At 65.2% G+C, this 16,456-nt stretch carries 14 protein-coding genes; 3 read left to right on the top strand and 11 right to left on the bottom strand.

The genetic code is table 11. From position 1 onward, the window contains the following. Window positions 1–5: 5 nt before the first annotated feature. From G6P99_RS07035 to G6P99_RS07000, 8 genes are all read right to left on the bottom strand, one after another. Window positions 6–1,103 (bottom strand): calcium:proton antiporter, encoded by a 1,098-nt coding sequence (locus tag G6P99_RS07035; RefSeq protein ID WP_029085512.1) that lies wholly within the window; start codon window positions 1,101–1,103, stop codon window positions 6–8. A 55-nt stretch (window positions 1,104–1,158) separates the two neighbouring features. Then, window positions 1,159–1,977 carry an alpha/beta hydrolase gene (locus G6P99_RS07030; protein ID WP_029085511.1) on the bottom strand — a complete coding sequence of 273 codons (819 nt, stop codon included), beginning with the start codon at window positions 1,975–1,977 and terminating at the stop codon, window positions 1,159–1,161. Window positions 1,978–1,992: 15 nt separating this feature from the next. Continuing rightward, window positions 1,993–2,127 carry a hypothetical protein gene (locus G6P99_RS07025; RefSeq protein ID WP_334261948.1) on the bottom strand — a complete coding sequence of 45 codons (135 nt, stop codon included), beginning with the start codon at window positions 2,125–2,127 and terminating at the stop codon, window positions 1,993–1,995. A gap of 47 nt (window positions 2,128–2,174) precedes the next feature. Then, a complete protein-coding gene (locus G6P99_RS07020; protein WP_165127646.1) occupies window positions 2,175–3,572 on the bottom strand; it encodes an NAD(P)(+) transhydrogenase (Re/Si-specific) subunit beta in 1,398 nt (465 codons plus the stop codon). 43 nt (window positions 3,573–3,615) lie between these two features. Continuing rightward, complete coding sequence (locus tag G6P99_RS07015) at window positions 3,616–3,933, bottom strand: proton-translocating transhydrogenase family protein (RefSeq protein WP_016841609.1); 318 nt, start codon at window positions 3,931–3,933, stop codon at window positions 3,616–3,618. Window positions 3,934–3,944: 11 nt separating this feature from the next. Beyond that, window positions 3,945–5,069 (bottom strand): Re/Si-specific NAD(P)(+) transhydrogenase subunit alpha, encoded by a 1,125-nt coding sequence (locus tag G6P99_RS07010; protein WP_029085509.1) that lies wholly within the window; start codon window positions 5,067–5,069, stop codon window positions 3,945–3,947. A 142-nt stretch (window positions 5,070–5,211) separates the two neighbouring features. After that, window positions 5,212–5,364 (bottom strand): aa3-type cytochrome c oxidase subunit IV, encoded by a 153-nt coding sequence (locus G6P99_RS07005; RefSeq protein ID WP_029085508.1) that lies wholly within the window; start codon window positions 5,362–5,364, stop codon window positions 5,212–5,214. Window positions 5,365–5,630: 266 nt separating this feature from the next. Then, window positions 5,631–7,547: a M3 family oligoendopeptidase gene (locus G6P99_RS07000; protein WP_029085507.1), complete on the bottom strand. Its 1,917-nt coding sequence runs from the start codon at window positions 7,545–7,547 to the stop codon at window positions 5,631–5,633. A 142-nt stretch (window positions 7,548–7,689) separates the two neighbouring features. Between G6P99_RS07000 and G6P99_RS06995 the strand changes: the two genes are divergently transcribed. From G6P99_RS06995 to G6P99_RS06985, 3 genes are all read left to right on the top strand, one after another. Next, window positions 7,690–9,180: a sigma-54-dependent transcriptional regulator gene (locus G6P99_RS06995; protein ID WP_029085506.1), complete on the top strand. Its 1,491-nt coding sequence runs from the start codon at window positions 7,690–7,692 to the stop codon at window positions 9,178–9,180. 307 nt (window positions 9,181–9,487) lie between these two features. Beyond that, the gene (locus G6P99_RS06990; RefSeq protein ID WP_165127644.1) at window positions 9,488–11,764 is read left to right on the top strand and encodes a L,D-transpeptidase family protein; all 2,277 of its coding nucleotides are present in this window, start codon (window positions 9,488–9,490) and stop codon (window positions 11,762–11,764) included. A gap of 268 nt (window positions 11,765–12,032) precedes the next feature. Continuing rightward, window positions 12,033–13,628 carry a DUF882 domain-containing protein gene (locus G6P99_RS06985; RefSeq protein ID WP_084518883.1) on the top strand — a complete coding sequence of 532 codons (1,596 nt, stop codon included), beginning with the start codon at window positions 12,033–12,035 and terminating at the stop codon, window positions 13,626–13,628. A 37-nt stretch (window positions 13,629–13,665) separates the two neighbouring features. Here G6P99_RS06985 and G6P99_RS06980 read toward each other — a convergent pair whose 3' ends face one another. The 3 genes from G6P99_RS06980 to G6P99_RS06970 all read right to left on the bottom strand — a co-directional run bounded on the left by G6P99_RS06980 (window position 13,666) and on the right by G6P99_RS06970 (window position 16,316). Further along, window positions 13,666–15,432: an adenylate/guanylate cyclase domain-containing protein gene (locus G6P99_RS06980; protein WP_165127642.1), complete on the bottom strand. Its 1,767-nt coding sequence runs from the start codon at window positions 15,430–15,432 to the stop codon at window positions 13,666–13,668. A gap of 134 nt (window positions 15,433–15,566) precedes the next feature. Next, window positions 15,567–15,839: a DUF2312 domain-containing protein gene (locus tag G6P99_RS06975; RefSeq protein ID WP_029085502.1), complete on the bottom strand. Its 273-nt coding sequence runs from the start codon at window positions 15,837–15,839 to the stop codon at window positions 15,567–15,569. A 174-nt stretch (window positions 15,840–16,013) separates the two neighbouring features. Continuing rightward, entirely contained in the window at window positions 16,014–16,316 is a 303-nt protein-coding gene (locus G6P99_RS06970; protein ID WP_029085501.1) for a DUF1244 domain-containing protein, read from the bottom strand. Between the last annotated feature and the right edge of the window lie 140 nt (window positions 16,317–16,456).

Here is a 16,456-nt window from a genome sequence, read left to right as displayed (position 1 = left end):
CTCCACTACGGTACGAAAACCATGAACACGAACACGGCGAACACCACCATGTGAACGAGCCCGAACAGGATGTTGGTGCGGCCGGTTCCGAAGGTGAGCATGCTGACCATGAAGGTGAGCAGCAGGATCAGCATATGCTGGTTGCTGAGCCCGAGCACCAACTGCTTGTCGAGCGCATAGGCGGCAACGGCCACGGCGGGAACGGTGAGCCCGATGGTGGCGATCGACGAGCCGAGCGCGAGGTTGATGCTCTTCTGCAGGTCGTTCTTGCGCGCCGCCGCCACCGCGGCAACGCTTTCCGGCAACAGGATCAGCGCCGCCACGACCAGGCCGGCAAAGGCCGGCGGCGCCCCGATCTTGACGGTGACGACATCGACCACCAGCGAGAATTTCTTCGCCAGCAGCACCACCGCCAGCAGGGAAGCGAGCAGCAGGGCAACGCTGATCGCCGTCATGCGGTCCGACATCACCTCGCCATGCGCCGCCGCCTCATTGGCGCCGCTGACGAAATAGTCGCGGTGGCGAATGGTCTGGGTGTAGAGGAACACCGCATAGAGCAGCAGGGTCACCACGCTGATGACGGCGAGCTGGGCCGTGGAATAGACCGGTCCCGGCGCAGTGAGCGTGAAGTTCGGCATATCCAGCGTGATGGTGGCGAGCACGAACAGCACGCTGAGGTAAAGGTTGGCGCCGGTAATCTGGAAATCCTGCTCGCGGTAGCGCAAGCCGCCGATGAAGATGCAAAGCCCGACCAGGCCGTTGCAGACGATCATCACGACCGCGAACACGGTGTCGCGCGCCAGCGTCGGCGCCGGCGTGTCGCCCAGCATGATGGTCGAGATCAGCGCCACCTCGATGATCGTCACCGCAAGCGTCAGCAGCAGCGTGCCGAACGGCTCGCCGATCCGCTCGGCAATCATCTCGGCGTGGTGGACGGCCGCAAACACGGTGCCGAACAGGATCACGAGCAGCACGGCCGCGAACAGCCAGCCAGCCGCGGACGGCGCGAAGGCGTAGCCCGACGCCGTGACGGCGACGAACAACAGCATCGCCAGAACGGGATACAGCCAGGACGACCGTGGCATCGGTGCGTGTGCGCTCATGTCGTCAGCCCCCTCAATTCGACCGGCCCGATTATGCGACAGACGATCGCCGTCGTCAGCCTTTTGCCGCGTCGATAAACCGCCTCGCCGTCTCCATCGCACCGAAATCGTCGAGATTGTCGTGCCCGCCCCCGGGTAAACGCACGAACTGCTTGGGCTCACGGGCGAGACCGAACAGGCGCTCGCCGAAGCGGATCGGGATCACTGGGTCGCTGGTGCCGTGCATGATCAGGAGCGGCGCGGTGACGCCGGTGATTCGCCGGTCGGAGTGAAATTGATCGCGCATCAACAGGCTGACCGGCACATACCAGAAGTGCGCGCCGGCGACGTCGGCGGTCGACGTGTAGGGCGCCTCCAGGATCAGTCTGCCGATCGGATGTTCGGCGGCGAGCGCGACCGCGACGCCGGTGCCGAGCGAGAATCCCCAGGCCACGATCTGATCGGCGCGGTAGCGCGCGGTGGTGAACGCGTAAGCCGCTTCGGCGTCCTGCAGCAGCCCCTGCTCGCTCGGTGACCCGCTCGACCCGGCGTAGCCGCGAAACGACAGCGCCACCAGCCCGGTGCCGTCGGCCGTGATGGCCTTGAAGCGCGCCACGCGGCCGGCAAGGAAATCGCCATTGCCGTGAAAGAACAGCACCACGGGCCGGCCCAGCTTCGCCGGCACGTGCCAGACGATGAGCTTCTCGCCGTCGGCCGTGATCAGGACATGCTCTTCCGCCTCGAGAAACCCTGCGGCTGCCGGCGCAGTGCGCCCGACCGGCGGGATCGGAAACAGCAATTCGCGCTGCTTGACGAACAGCACCACGAGCCCGCCGAGATAGACGACGACCGCGGCGATCACGAGCCATTTCAGGATTGCGAGTGCGAGCGCCATCACCGGTGGCCGCTTCTATGTCTTGCCACGGCGCTTGCGCAGCTTCTCGACGTCCACCTTGATGCTGTCGGGCACCGGCCGGCATGAACACGCCGCCGCATGCACGACATGCCACTTGATGCGCTGCTCGCGCGTGGCCCGGGGCGGCATACGATGGGTTCGATGCCACTCCCGGTTCAGGACCATCGCGGGCCGCCCTACATCGCCTTGACGATGTTCTCGGTGACCTTCTTGGCGTCGCCGAGCAGCATCATGGTGTTGTCGCGGTAGAACAGCGGGTTGTCGATGCCGGCATAGCCTGACGCCAGCGAGCGCTTGATGAACATCACGGTGCCGGCCTTCCAGACCTGCAGCACCGGCATGCCGTAGATCGGCGAGGTCTTGTCCTCTTCCGCCGCCGGGTTGGTGACGTCGTTGGCGCCGATCACGAAGGCGATGTCGGCCTGGGCGAACTCCGAGTTGATGTCCTCGAGCTCGAACACCTCGTCATAGGGCACGTTGGCCTCGGCCAGCAGCACGTTCATGTGGCCGGGCATGCGCCCCGCCACCGGGTGAATAGCGTATTTCACCTCAACGCCCTCCTTCTTCAGGATGTCGCCCATCTCGCGCAGCGCGTGCTGGGCCTGCGCCACCGCCATGCCGTAGCCGGGCACGATGATGACCTTGGAGGCGTTCTTCATGATGAAGGCGGCATCGTCAGCCGAGCCGAGCTTGGCGGGCTTCTGCTCTCCTCCGCCACCGCCGGCCGCCGCGGTCTCGCCGCCGAAGCCGCCGAGGATCACCGAGATGAACGAGCGGTTCATCGCGTGGCACATGATGTAGGACAGGATCGCACCGGAGGAGCCGACCAGCGCGCCGGTGATGATCAGCGCCGAGTTGCCGAGCGTGAAGCCGATGCCGGCCGCGGCCCAGCCGGAGTACGAGTTCAGCATCGAGATCACGACCGGCATGTCGGCGCCGCCGATCGGGATGATCATCAGCACGCCGAGCGCCAGCGCGATGATGGTGATCAGCCAGAAGTCGAGCGCGCTGCCCGACAACACGAGGCCGATGATGAAGAACACCAGCGCCAGCGCCAGCACGATGTTGATTACGTGGCGGAACGGCAGGATGATGGGCGCGCCGCTCATCCGGGCCGACAGCTTCAGGAACGCGATCACCGAGCCGGTGAAGGTCAGCGCGCCGATCGCGACGCCTAGCGACATCTCGACCAGGCTCTGCGGATGGATGTTGCCGGGCGTGCCGATGTCGAAGGCTTCAGGCGCATAGAACGCGCCGGCGGCGACCAGCACCGCGGCCATGCCGACCAGCGAATGGAACGCGGCGACGAGCTCGGGCATTGAGGTCATCGGCACGCGGCGCGCGATCACCGCGCCGATGCCGCCGCCGATCGCGATCGCGACGATGACCAGCAGCCAGGCCACGCCGTCGGCCGGTGGATGGCTGGCCAGCGTGGTGGCGACGGCGATCGCCATGCCGATCATGCCGAACATGTTGCCCTGGCGCGACGACGCCGGGCTCGACAGGCCGCGCAGCGACAGGATGAACAGCACCCCCGCCACGAGATACAGAGCAGCAGCCAGATTGGCGTTCATCTCAGGTCCCCCTTTGTCTTCGTCACCCCGAGGTGCACGCCGCTCACTTTGCTTTCTTCTTGTACATCGCCAGCATGCGCTGGGTGACAAGGAAGCCGCCGAAGATGTTCACGCAGGCGAAGATCAGCGCCACGAAGCCGAAGCCGCGGGCCCAGCCCGAGCCGCTCGAGACCATGCCGACGCCGACCGCGAGCAGCGCACCGACCACGATCACCGACGAGATCGCATTGGTCACGCTCATCAGCGGCGTATGCAGCGCAGGGGTCACCGACCACACCACGAAATAGCCGACGAACACGGCGAGAACGAAAATCGACAGCCGGAACACGAACGGATCGACGGCCTGCGCGAGATGCTCCATGGCTTCTCTCCTTACTTCGGCTGGAAGTTGGGATGGATGACGGCGCCGTCTTTGGTCAGCGCGGTGGCCTTCACCAGCTCGTCGTCCCAGTTGACCGCGAGCGCCTTGTTGGCCTTGTCGACCATCGTCTCGATGAACGAGAACAGATTGCGCGCATACAGGCTCGAGGCCGAAGCGGCGACGCGGCCGGCGACGTTGGTGTAGCCGACGATCTTGATGCCATCCGTCTCGACGACCTCGCCGGGCCTGGCGCCCTCGACATTGCCGCCGCGCTCGACCGCGAGATCGACCAGCACCGAGCCGGGCTTCATCGATTTCACCATCTCGCCCGTGACCAGCTTCGGCGCCGGACGGCCCGGGATCAGCGCGGTGGTGATGACGATGTCCTGCTTCTTGATGTGCTCGGCGGTCAGCGCGGCCTGCTTGGCCTGATATTCCTTGGACATTTCCTTGGCGTAGCCGCCGGCGGTCTGCGCGTTCTTGAACTCCTCGTCCTCGACGGCGAGGAATTTGGCGCCAAGCGATTCGACCTGCTCCTTGGTGGCGGGGCGCACGTCGGTCGCGGTGACGACGGCACCGAGCCGCCGCGCGGTCGCGATCGCCTGCAGGCCGGCAACGCCGACACCCATCACGAACACTTTCGCGGCCGGAATGGTGCCGGCGGCGGTCATCATCATCGGGAAGGCACGGCCGAACGCTTCGGCGCCCTCGATCACCGCCCGGTAGCCCGCCAGGTTGGCCTGCGAGGACAAGACGTCCATCACCTGGGCGCGGGTGATGCGCGGCATCAATTCCATCGCGAAGGCGGCAATGCCGGCATCGGCCATCGCCTTCAGCGCGGCATCATTGCCGTAGGGATCCATGATCGCGATGACCAGCGCACCGCGCCTGTATTTCGACAGTTCGGAGGCCTCGGGCCGCTTCACCTTGATGATGATGTCGGCGTCCTTGAGCGCGTCGGCGCTAACGGTGGCGCCAACCGCGGTGAACTCCGAATCGGGCAAGCCGGACTTGATGCCCGCGCCCGGCTCGACCGCGACCTCGGCGCCGATCGCCTTGAACTTCTTGATGGTGTCAGGCGAGACCGCAACCCGCGGCTCGGACGGATCAATTTCCTTGGCAACGGCAATCTTCATGGGCCCTCCGGCGGCGCGAGCCGCGCACGCGTCTTCAAACTAGCGTTATTTTCGCCAGATTGGATACCCGGTTTTTACATCCGGGTTCGATCAGGAATTCTGGCATCGCCGCGGGACGGCGATGCCGGTAGCCGATCAGGGTTCAGACCAGGAAATACGCCATCAGGGCGAGAATGATGGCGACGGTGATGCTGCCGTATTTGACCAGGATGAGAAACCCCTCATAGGTCTGCTCATGCGCCACGTAGTCGTTGCCGTCGGCCGTCGTGTAGGCCACTTCGCTATGGTCTGCCATCGCTGTCCCCAGTCAGAAATTCGCGTTCTGCGAGCCATTACCGCAAACGGGTTGGCAGGGCAACGGCGCGGTCCCGATCGGGTGATTTGAAGCGCAAATCGTCCCCGACCCGGACGGTCAAGCGACGGCCAGCGGCCGCCGCGGGGGCAGGATTGATCTCCCAAACGCGGGCGTCATGGAAGGATCATGCCGTCAGGCGCAAAAACGCCGAATGACCCTGCCCGAAAACCAGCACGGCCAACCGCGCGGCGGAAGGCCGTTTGGCCTCAGCCCATCGCCTCCAGCTCGTCGATCATGCCGGCGATGACGGACAGGCCGCCGTCCCAGAATTTGGGGTCCTTGGCGTCGAGCCCGAACGGCCTCAGCAGCTCCGAGTAGTGCTTGGTGCCGCCGGCCGCGAGCATGTCGAGATAGCGCTCGGCGAAACCGTCGGACGCGTGCTCGTAGACCGCGTAGAGCGAATTCACCAGGCAATCGCCGAACGCGTAGGCGTAGACGTAGAACGGCGAGTGGATGAAATGCGGGATGTACATCCAGAACGTCTCGTAGCCCGGCTTGATCTCGATCGCCGGCCCGAGGCTCGCGCCCTGCACACTGAGCCAGATCTGGCCGATCCGCTCGGCGGTCAGCTCGCCGTTCTTGCGCTCGGTATGCACCGCGCGCTCGAATGAATAGAACGCGATCTGCCGCACCACGGTGTTGATCATGTCCTCGACCTTGCCCGCGAGCAGCGCCTGGCGCTGCTTTGCGTTTTTGGTCTGGGACAACAGCCGCCTGAAGGTCAGCATCTCGCCGAACACGCTCGCGGTTTCCGCCAGCGTCAGCGGCGTCGGCGCCATCAGCGCGCCGTTCTTCGCCGCCAGCACCTGATGGACGCCATGGCCGAGCTCATGCGCCAGCGTCATCACGTCGCGCGGCTTGCCCTGATAATTCATCAGCACATAGGGATGCGCCGACGGCGTGGTCGGATGCGAGAACGCGCCGGGCGCCTTGCCGGGACGGACCGGCGCATCGATCCAGCGATCGGCGAAGAAGCGCTCCGCGATCTCGGCCATCCGGGGCGAGAAGCCGTTATAGGCCGACAGCACCATGTTGCGCGCCTCGGGCCAGGCGATGGTGCCGGTCGCGGCAAACGGCAGCGGCGCGTTGCGGTCCCAATGCGGCAGCTTCTTCTTTTTGAACCAGCCGGCCTTCAACGCGTAATAGCGGTGCGACAGTTTCGGATAGGCCGCGCGCACCGAGGCGACCAGCGCATCGACCACCTCGCGCTCGACGCGGTTGTTGAGATGGCGGGAGTCCGCAACATCCTGGAAGCCGCGCCAGCGGTCGGAGATTTCCTTGTCCTTGGCGAGCGTGTTGGTGATCAGCGCGAAGGTGCGCTCATTGTCCTTGAAGGTCTTGGCGAGCGCCTGCGCGGCGGACTTGCGCTTGTCCCCTGCCTTGTCCTGCAACAGGTTCAGCGTCGGCTCGATCGCGAGCTCCTTGCCCGAGACCTTGAAGCGCAGGCCGGAGATGGTCTGGTCGAACAGCCGGTTCCAGGCGGCGTAGCCGCTCTGCGCCTTTTCGTGGAACAGCTGCTCGACGCGATCCTCGAGCTGGTACGGCTTGTCCTTGCGCAGATCCTCGATCCACGGCCGGTAATGACCGAGCGCGGGTTCGGCCATCGCGCGCTCGATCACGTCATCGTCAACGCGATTGAGCTCGAGCGCGAAGAACAAGAGATGCACCGACGCCGCCGTCAGCCGCTCGGACACATCGCCATAGAATTTCGAAATCGCGGGATCGACGCTGTCGCCGGCATGGACGAGGCCGGCATAGGAGCCAAGACGGCCAGCCAGATCGTCGATCGCCTCGTAGCGCCTGACCGCCTCGGCGAGCCACCTCCCGCCGCCTTCTTTGGCGGTATTTTCGGCAAGCTTGCCCTTGTAATCGGTCTCAAACGCGACGCAATCTGCATCCATTTTCTGCAGGTCGCGGGCGACTTCTGGCGCGTCGATACCGGAGTAGAGATCTGCCAGATTCCATTCCGGAAGCTTTCCGGTCTTGCCGGCCGGCTTTTTCGCCGCCGGTCCGGTTGCGGCCGGCTTGCGTTGCGCGACCGTCTTGCGCAACGCGGATTCCTTGCGGAGGGCTGCCTTGCTGAGAGCAGACTTGTTCGGAGCAGATTTGGAGCGCGAGGTCATCTTGTTCGAAACCTTAGTTCAGTCGGAAAGATGTCGGCGGCGGCGGAATGAAAGCGGGTTTGCAACGTTTAAGAGTGCGTTAATCGGCATCGGCGACAGTGCCCCGATTCGAGACAAATAAACGTAGCGTGCGGGGAAAACCATGGCTGCCACCATTTTGATCGCCGATGATGACGCAGTACAGCGTCGTTTGGTAGAAAACATGGTGCAGAAGTGCGGCTATGAGCCCCTCGTCGTGGACAGTGGCGACGCGGCGATAGCGGCACTGACCGCATCCGAGACGCAGGCGATCGACGCCGTCGTGCTCGACCTCGTGATGCCGGGTCTCGACGGTCTCGGAGTCCTCGCAAAAATTCGTGAAGCTGGTTTGAACGTCCCGGTCATCGTGCAGACCGCGCATGGCGGGATCGACAATGTGGTGTCGGCGATGCGCGCCGGTGCACAGGATTTCGTCGTCAAGCCGGTCGGCTTCGAGCGGCTGCAGGTGTGCCTGCGCAACGCGCTCAACGCCTCCGCCCTGAAGGGCGAATTGCAGCGCATCCGCCACAGCCGCGAGGGCCGGCTGACCTTTTCCGATATCATCACCCGCAGCGAGGCCATGGCCGGGGTGCTGCGCACCGCGCAGAAGGCCGCCTCCTCGACGATTCCGGTGCTGATCGAGGGCGAGTCCGGCGTCGGCAAGGAACTGTTCGCGCGCGCCATCCACGGCAGCAGCGAGCGCAAGGCCAGGCCGTTCGTCGCGGTGAACTGCGGTGCGATCCCGGACAATCTCGTCGAATCGATCCTGTTCGGCCATGAGAAGGGCGCCTTCACCGGCGCCACCGAGCGCCACCAGGGCAAGTTCGTCGAAGCCCATGGCGGCACGCTGTTCCTCGACGAGGTCGGCGAATTGCCGCTGGCCACGCAGGTCAAGCTGCTCCGCGCGCTGCAGGAAGGCACCGTCGAGGCGGTCGGCGGCCGCAAGCCGGTCAAGGTCGATGTCCGCATCATCTCGGCGACCAACCGCAAGCTGCTCGATCTCGTGAAGGGCGGCCAGTTCCGCGAGGACCTGTTCTATCGGCTCCACGTGCTGCCGCTGACCATTCCGGCGCTGCGGCAGCGGCGCGAAGACATCCCGCATCTGCTGCGGCATTTCCTGGCGCGGTTCTGCGCCGAGGAAAACCGCAACATCACCGGCATCAGCGGCGAGGCGATGGCGCATCTCGCCCAGCTCGATTGGCCGGGCAACATCCGCCAGCTCGAGAACACGGTGTATCGCGCCGTGGTGATGAGCGATGCCGACCAGCTCGGGCTCGCCGATTTCCCGCAAGGGTCGGCGCATCCGGTACCGGAGGGCAAATCCTTGCAGGGCGAGCCGCTGGTGGTGTCGCCGTCCACGGCGCCCGCCATGATTTCCGGTAACGAGATACCGGTTGCACTCCCCCTCCCGACCGCGGGCGGCCTCCCGATGCTCAATGCTGCGGGCGAGGTGCGCCCCCTGGAAGATCTCGAGAACGAGATCATCCGCTTCGCGATTTCGCATTATCGCGGACAGATGTCGGAGGTCGCGCGCCGGCTCAAGATCGGCCGCTCGACCCTCTACCGCAAGCTCGACGAAGCTGCGGCCGGCACGCGCACAAGCGACGCCAGCTAGGCGCAGGCGCCGGCAAGACCATACCAGGGAACCTTTTGAACCGTGTCCCGGCGGTGACAGACAAAGGCTGTGCCGCGTGGCAAAAACGCACGGCCCGAGCGAAATCAGCTGCTTCGAGGTCAGTTTGTCGTGAGTTGCCCCGCATGGCGCTGGCTGCATAAGAGGGGCGAATGTATCGTCTGCGTCAATTGCGTTGCAGGCGTGCGAGTCGATCGAAGAGCCGGCGCTTTCGCGCAAGCGATGAAACCAAATACTGACTTGAACTGTTCCAGAGAGCGAGGGGCAGTTCCACCCAGGGGGTGCGATAATGCGTGACTGTTCGAACCACCGTCGAGGATTTGACCGCGTATTGATGGCCGTCGCGGCGACCTTCCTCACGGTGTCCGCGACCTCAGCCTTCGCGCAGGACACGCCTCGCTCCAGCGCCTCGGAACTCGCGATCGACGCCGCGATCCCGCGCCCCGAACCGGCCAATGTGCCGCCGCCCACCGCAAGCGATTTCAAGGCCGACACCACCGCCGCGCTGCCCGACGCAGCCAAGCCGGCAGATGTGAAGCCGGCCGGAGTGCAGGCCACCGAGGCCAAGCCTACCGATGCCAAGCCGGTTGACGCCAAACCGGCAGAGCCCAGCACGGCCAAGGCCGCCGAGCCGAAGCCCGCCGATGTCGCAACGACGCCGGCGACGACGCCCGCCGAAGCGCCCAAGACGGATACTGCGAAGACAGATCCCGCGGTCGCGCCACCTGCGGCAGCCCCCGCCCCTGCAACCGCAACCGCGCCTTCGGCAAGCCCCGCGCCGGCGACGGCCGCAGCTCCGGCTGCCGAACCCGCGAAGGCTGCGAGCAACGTTGCCGCCGAAGATCAGCCGGTTGCCGACAAGCTGCGCGAACAGCTCGCCAGCAAGTCGCTGCGCACCTTCGATCGCAAGAACGAGCGCGCGGCGGCCGAGAAATTCTATTCGGCCCGCGACTACGCGCCTGTCTTCACCAAGGCCGGCAAGCTGACCGACGCCGGCAAGGGCGTGATCGCCCGCGTCAAGGACGCCGCCGCCGACGGTCTCGATGTTTCAGACTATCCGGTGCCGGATTTCGCCGCGGCCACGACATCAGATGCGCTGGCCGACGTCGAGCTGAAGCTCGCGGCCAGCATGCTGGACTATGCACGCCAAGCCCAGAGCGGCCGCATGCACTGGTCGCAAGTGTCGGCTGACATCCTTTATCCGGAGCACCCGATCGATGCGGCGGAAGTGTTTGCGCATGTGACCTCCGCCAAGGACGCCTCCGCCGCGCTCGACAGCTACAACCCGCCGCAGAAGCTCTACAAGGAGCTGAAGCAGAAGCTCGCCGAGCTGCGCGGCCAGGGCGACGGTCCGGTCATCACGATCGCCGACGGCCCCGCGCTGAAATACGTGCCGGCGCGCAAGAAGCAGGCCGCGGTCGAGATGGACGATCCGCGCGTGCCGGACCTGCGCAGCAAGCTCGGCGTCACCGAGAATGCCGACAGCACCAAGTATGACGCGACGGTCGCGCGTGCCGTGGAGAAATTCCAGAACAGCGTCGACCTCAAGCCATCAGGCGTGCTCGACGAGCGCACGGTCAAGGCGCTGAACAATCCGAAGCGCGACCGCCAGATCGATACCGTGATCGTCAACATGGAGCGCTGGCGCTGGCTGCCGCGCCAGCTTGGCGCCGCCAATGTCGGCAACGCCTATGTGATCCTCAACATCCCCGACTACACGCTGAAGGTGATGCAGAACGGCGGGCAGGTCTGGACCACGCGCGTGGTGACCGGCAAGCCCGGCCAGCACGCCACGCCGCTTTTGACCGAGACGATGAAGTACATCACGGTCAACCCGACCTGGAACGTGCCGCCGTCGATCATCTACAACGAGTATCTGCCGGCCCTGCAGCAGGATCCGACCGTGCTGCAGCGCATGGGCCTGAAGCTCGAGCGCAACCGCGACGGCTCGATCCACATCTCGCAGCCGCCGGGTGAAGCCAACGCGCTCGGCCGCATCCGCTTCAACTTCCCGAACAAGTTCTTGGTCTATCAGCACGACACGCCGGACAAGAACCTGTTCGCGAGGGACGAGCGCGCCTTCAGCCACGGCTGCATGCGCGTGCAGAACCCGGATCAGTACGCTTCGGTGCTGCTCAACATCGCGATGCCGAACGACCATTACACGCCGGAGAAGATCCGCAGCATGTACGGCTCGAGCGAGATCGACCTGAAATTCGCGACGCCGATCCCGGTCAACATCACCTACCAGACCGCGTTCGTGGACGACGCCGGCAAGCTGCAAATCCGCCGCGACGTCTACGGCCGCGACGCCGCCATGCTGTCGCTGCTCAAGAACAGCCGCGGCAAGGATCTCGAGACGGTGGTGGCGCACGCCCAGCCGAGCTATTCGCGTCCGCCGAGCAGCAGCCTGCCCCCGGGCGTCAACGTCGCCGGCGACAACAGCGGCTTTAATTCCTCCGGACCGAACTTCTTCGAGCGCCTGTTCGGAGGATTCGGACAGCCGGAGCCGCAACCGGTCCGCCGCGGCCAGGCCCAGCAGCAGCGCCGGGTGATCACCCGCTAAGCTGTTTCTCCGGCCAGATTGAGATAAATTTTGAAGTAAAATCAACGATCTCGCTCAAAAAGCGGGATCGTTTATGTTAACCATTACCCGTCTCTGCCGAGGAACTGGGCTATCTTTTGCCACAGTCGCCCAGTTAGTTAAGCCTAACTTGGGGGCGGGTCGGTAAACCTCGGTTAACCGTCCCGCTTTAAGAAAGCGTTCACCGTCTTTCGCGGGGGGTCTGCGAAAGGTGCCGACCGAACGCTCGTCGACTTGGGTGGGCTCATTAGTGCTGGCTGTCTTCGCACGCCGCTGCAATCTGCTGTCGCTACCTAAGGCCGGGTACCAAGTCGGCCTGAGCGCGCTATTGCTATTGGCGGGCGCGGGATCGGTGCACGACGCGACGGCGCTGAACCAGACCCGCACCCTCTCCTTCCACCACACCCATTCCGGCGAAGATCTCGCCGTCACCTTCAAGCGCGACGGCCGCTACGACGAAGCCGCGCTGAAACAGCTCAATCACTTCCTGCGCGACTGGCGCTCCCAGGATGAGACGGTGATGGACCGTCATCTGTTCGACATCCTCTGGGAAGTCTATAGCGACGTCGGCGGCAAGCAGCCGATCCAGATCATCTCCGCCTATCGCGCCCCCGCCACCAACGCCATGCTCCGCCGCCGCTCCTCGGGCGTTGCCCGCCACAGCCAGCACATGCTGGGCCATGCGATGGACTTCTTCATCCCGGGCGTACCGCTGGAGCAGATTCGCTTCGCCGGCCTCCGCCTGCAGCGCGGCGGCGTCGGCTTCTATCCGACCTCGGGCTCGCCGTTTGTGCATCTCGACACCGGTAGCATTCGCCACTGGCCGCGGATGACCCGCGAGCAGCTGGTCCGGGTGTTCCCCGACGGCCGCACCGTCCATGTCCCGACCGACGGCACGCCGCTGAAGGGCTATGAGCTCGCCAGGGCCGACATCGAGCGCCGCGGCGATGGTGACAATGCAGCTGTTATCAGCAAGCCGAACCTGTTCGCGAAACTGTTCGGCGCCGGCAAGTCGGGCGACGACGAAGACGAAGGCTTGGCTGTCGTGAACGACAAGCCCGCCGCCAACACCGTGGTCGCAGCCGCAGCGCCCGCCAAAGCCGCCGATCCCGTTCCGATGCCGCGCGCCAAGCCGCAGCAGTTCGCTGCCGCGATCCAGCTTGCCGCCGCCGACGCGCAGCTCGTCCCGATGCCGAAGGCCAAGCCCGCAGTGCAAGTGGTTCAGACGGCCGAGAGCACCGCGCCGCAATCGCCTGCCGATATCATCAATGCCCGCGGCTTCTGGGGTGACGATTCAGCGGCACCGAAGCAGGCATCGGCGGCGCAGATCGCTGCGCTGAAAGCCCGTGAAGCCGTCGGCGCCGCCGATCCGCAGACCACCGCCAGCGCGACCGAGAACTTCAACAAGGCACTGGCCTACGTTCCAGCCAGCTCGCCGGTCGATCGCGCCAACATCGTCGCGGCGACAGCGCCGATCCCGCGCAATGTACGGCCGGCCCGCAATGCGGCTGCGCCGGCTACCGAAATCAACACCGTCGTTGCGAAGGGCGCGCCCGGCCAGGGCGTGATCACCACGTCGGCGCGGATCTCGGCTGCCAAAGGCAACGACGTCTGGATGCGCGTGGTGATGCTGGCGCCGAGCGCGAGCACCGGCATGCTGACCACGGTGCTGGGCGACACCGATATGAGCCTGATGCGGGCGCACTTCGTGAAGCCGCAGGCCGCCGTCGCCATGACCTTCTCGGAAGATCCGATGATGGGCATGACCTGCGACCGCTTCTCGGGCTCGGCGACAAGTCTGCTGACGACCCAGTCGTTCGTGCTGCGCACCGCCTCGCTGCGCTAGCCTAGGCTCTACCCACAATATCCCTTCATCAAGCCGGTCAGGCCGGCAGTCCCGCCTTGAGCAGGCCGGCCTCGTAGCGCGCCCGGTCGGGTTCGCGCTTGTAGTGCTGGGTCGTCAGATGGGCGGCGACCGAGAAGGCCGGCTCGCGCTTCATCACCTCGGCGGCGTGCGCCGAGGCCGCCACCGGGTTACCCATCTGCGCCAGCGTCGCCGCGAGGAAGGCGTGATGGGTGTGGTCGGGCCGTGTGATCCGCGAGAACGCCTCGGCCGCTTCGGCGTATTTCTCGGCGCAATAGCAGGCGCGGCCGAGATGGCTCCAGAAGCGCTCCGGATGGAACGGATTGAGGCGCATCGCCCGCTTGATCCAGTCAATGCCCTCCTCCGGCCGCCCGAGCCAGGTCAGCAGCTCGCCCTGCTGCACCACGACGAGGTCATAGTTCGGGTTGAGCGCGAGCGCGCGCTCCTGATGGAATGCTGCCTTGTCATGATCGTCGCGGTTGAGGTTCAGCGCGGCGAGGATGCGGTGCACGTCGCTGTCATTGTCGTCGAGCTTGAGAGCGATCTCGAGCTCGGCGGCCACCTGCGCGAAGGTCGCGTCGCGATCCTCGCACCAGTTGTAGACCCAGGTCTGCCCGAGCACGCAGGCACGCCAGGCGTGCGCGTGCGCATAGTTGGGGTCCAGCACAATGGCCCGCTCGAGCAGGCGCTGCGCCTCCGCATTGTCGTCGCGCGCCGAGCGATGATGCAGCACCTTGGCGGCCAGCACGCACTCATAGGCCGCCATGTTGTCGGTCGGCTTGCGCTTGACGCGGTCATGCGCGGCGGCCTCGACGCGCCCCGGCAGCGTCGACACGATCGCGCGCGTCATCTCGTCCTGGATGGCGAAGATATCGGCCAGCTCGCGGTCGTAGCGCTCGGCCCAGACGTGCCGGTCCGCCTCGGCATCGATCAGCTGCACCGTGACGCGGATCCGGCCGCCCGCCTTGCGCACGCTGCCCTCCAGCACATAGTCGACGGCGAATTCCTTCGCGACGTCCTGCACCTTCACGGCCTTGCCCTTGTACACAAAGGTCGAGTTGCGCGAGATCACCAGCAAATCGTGGAAGCGCGACAGCTCGGTGATGATGTCCTCGGTGAGCCCGTCGGCGAAGAATTCCTGCTCCGGATCGCCGCTCATGTTGACCAGCGGCAGCACCGCAATCGACGGCTTCCTGGCGACGACGGGCGCGGCCGCCGCCCCCTTCGGGTGCTCGGCAACGGCCCTGGCATCCGCTCCGAGATGGACGCGGAAGACCCGGATCGGGCGCGCGATGTTCTTGACGGTCTGATCGCCGAGATCCTCGAAGCTCAGATCTTCCAGACGATCACCGACCTGATCGCGGACCGCGCCGGAAATGCAGATGCCGCCGGGCTCGGCCAGCACCTCGAGGCGCGACGCGACATTGACGCCGTCGCCGAAGATGTCGGCGCCGTCAACGATCACATCACCGAGATTGATGCCGATGCGAAACTGCATCCACCGCGCCGGCGCGACGTCGGTGTTGCGTTTGGCCATCCGGCGCTGCACCTCGGCCGCGCACAGCACCGCATCGACGACGCTGTGGAACTCGACCAGCAGGCCGTCGCCGGTGGTCTTGATGATGCGGCCGCGATTCTTGGTGATGGCCGGATCGATCAGTTCGATCCGATGGGTCTTGAGGCGCGCAAGGGTGCCTGTCTCGTCAGCCTCCATGAGCCGACTAAAGCCGACCATATCGGCGGCAAGCACCGCAGCGAGCCGGCGCTCTGGTCCTGGCACGTCCATTTGAACGATCTGCCCGGTTACCTCGCCGGGCACTCTAGCAGTTCACGGGATTTCGCCCAAGCCTTGTTCGCTGAAGCGCCTCGGGCGCCCGAAAGGCCGCCCGGCGCGCTTGCCGGCCGAGAACGCCGGCCGCCTCAGAGCATCCCGAGCGCCTGCATGTAGGTCTCCAGGATGGTCTCCTGCTCCTGGCGCTCGTTGGCGTCCTGCTTGCGCAGGCGCACGATGGTGCGCAGCGCCTTGACGTCGAAGCCGTTGCCCTTGGCCTCGGCATAGACGTCACGGATGTCGTCCGAGATCGTCTTCTTTTCTTCTTCCAGCCGCTCGATGCGCTCGATGATGGACTTGAGCTGGTCCTTGGCAAATCGCGTTGCGGGCTCATCCTGAACGGCGGCAGACGTGGTGGCCATCGCGTACTCCTGAAATGGCAATGAAATGTCGCGCGAATACGCGCCACGCGCACCGCTTGCTGCGGGCGACCCTCGATTTTGGCGCACGTTCCGTCAAGGAAACATCGCGCTCATCCACAGCGCGCCCACAGGAGATGCAGGCGGCCAAGGAACTGACGTCACACAGGCTGAGATTTAATGCCCGCTTTGGGCCTTCTTCATCGCCGCGAGTTGCTCCGGCGTCGCGCTGCCCTGATGCTTCGCCTTCCATTCCTCATAGGGCATGCCGTAGACCGCTTCGCGGCTCTCGTCCTTGCTCACGGCAAGGCCCTTGGCGTCGGCTTCTTCCTTCATCCAGTTGGACAGGCAGTTGCGGCAGAAGCCGGCCAGGTTCATCAGGTCGATATTCTGGACGTCGGTCCGGTTGCGCAGATGATCGACGAGGCGCCGGAAGACCGCGGCCTCGAGTTCTGTTCTGGTTTTGTCGTCAATGCTCATCTTCGTGATCCCGGTGTGTCGCGCGCTCACCATATTGATATCAAGTGGGAATTGTCACAGATTTTGCCATATCGGCGCGCAAAACGGACCTGTCCGGCCGGATTTGCCATGGTCCCGCAGCATGGCAAATGGGCGCCCGC

The organism is Bradyrhizobium sp. 6(2017), assembly GCF_011058295.2.
Taxonomy (GTDB): Bacteria; Pseudomonadota; Alphaproteobacteria; order Rhizobiales; family Xanthobacteraceae; genus Bradyrhizobium; species Bradyrhizobium septentrionale.
This window is presented reverse-complemented; position numbering and strand designations above follow the sequence as displayed.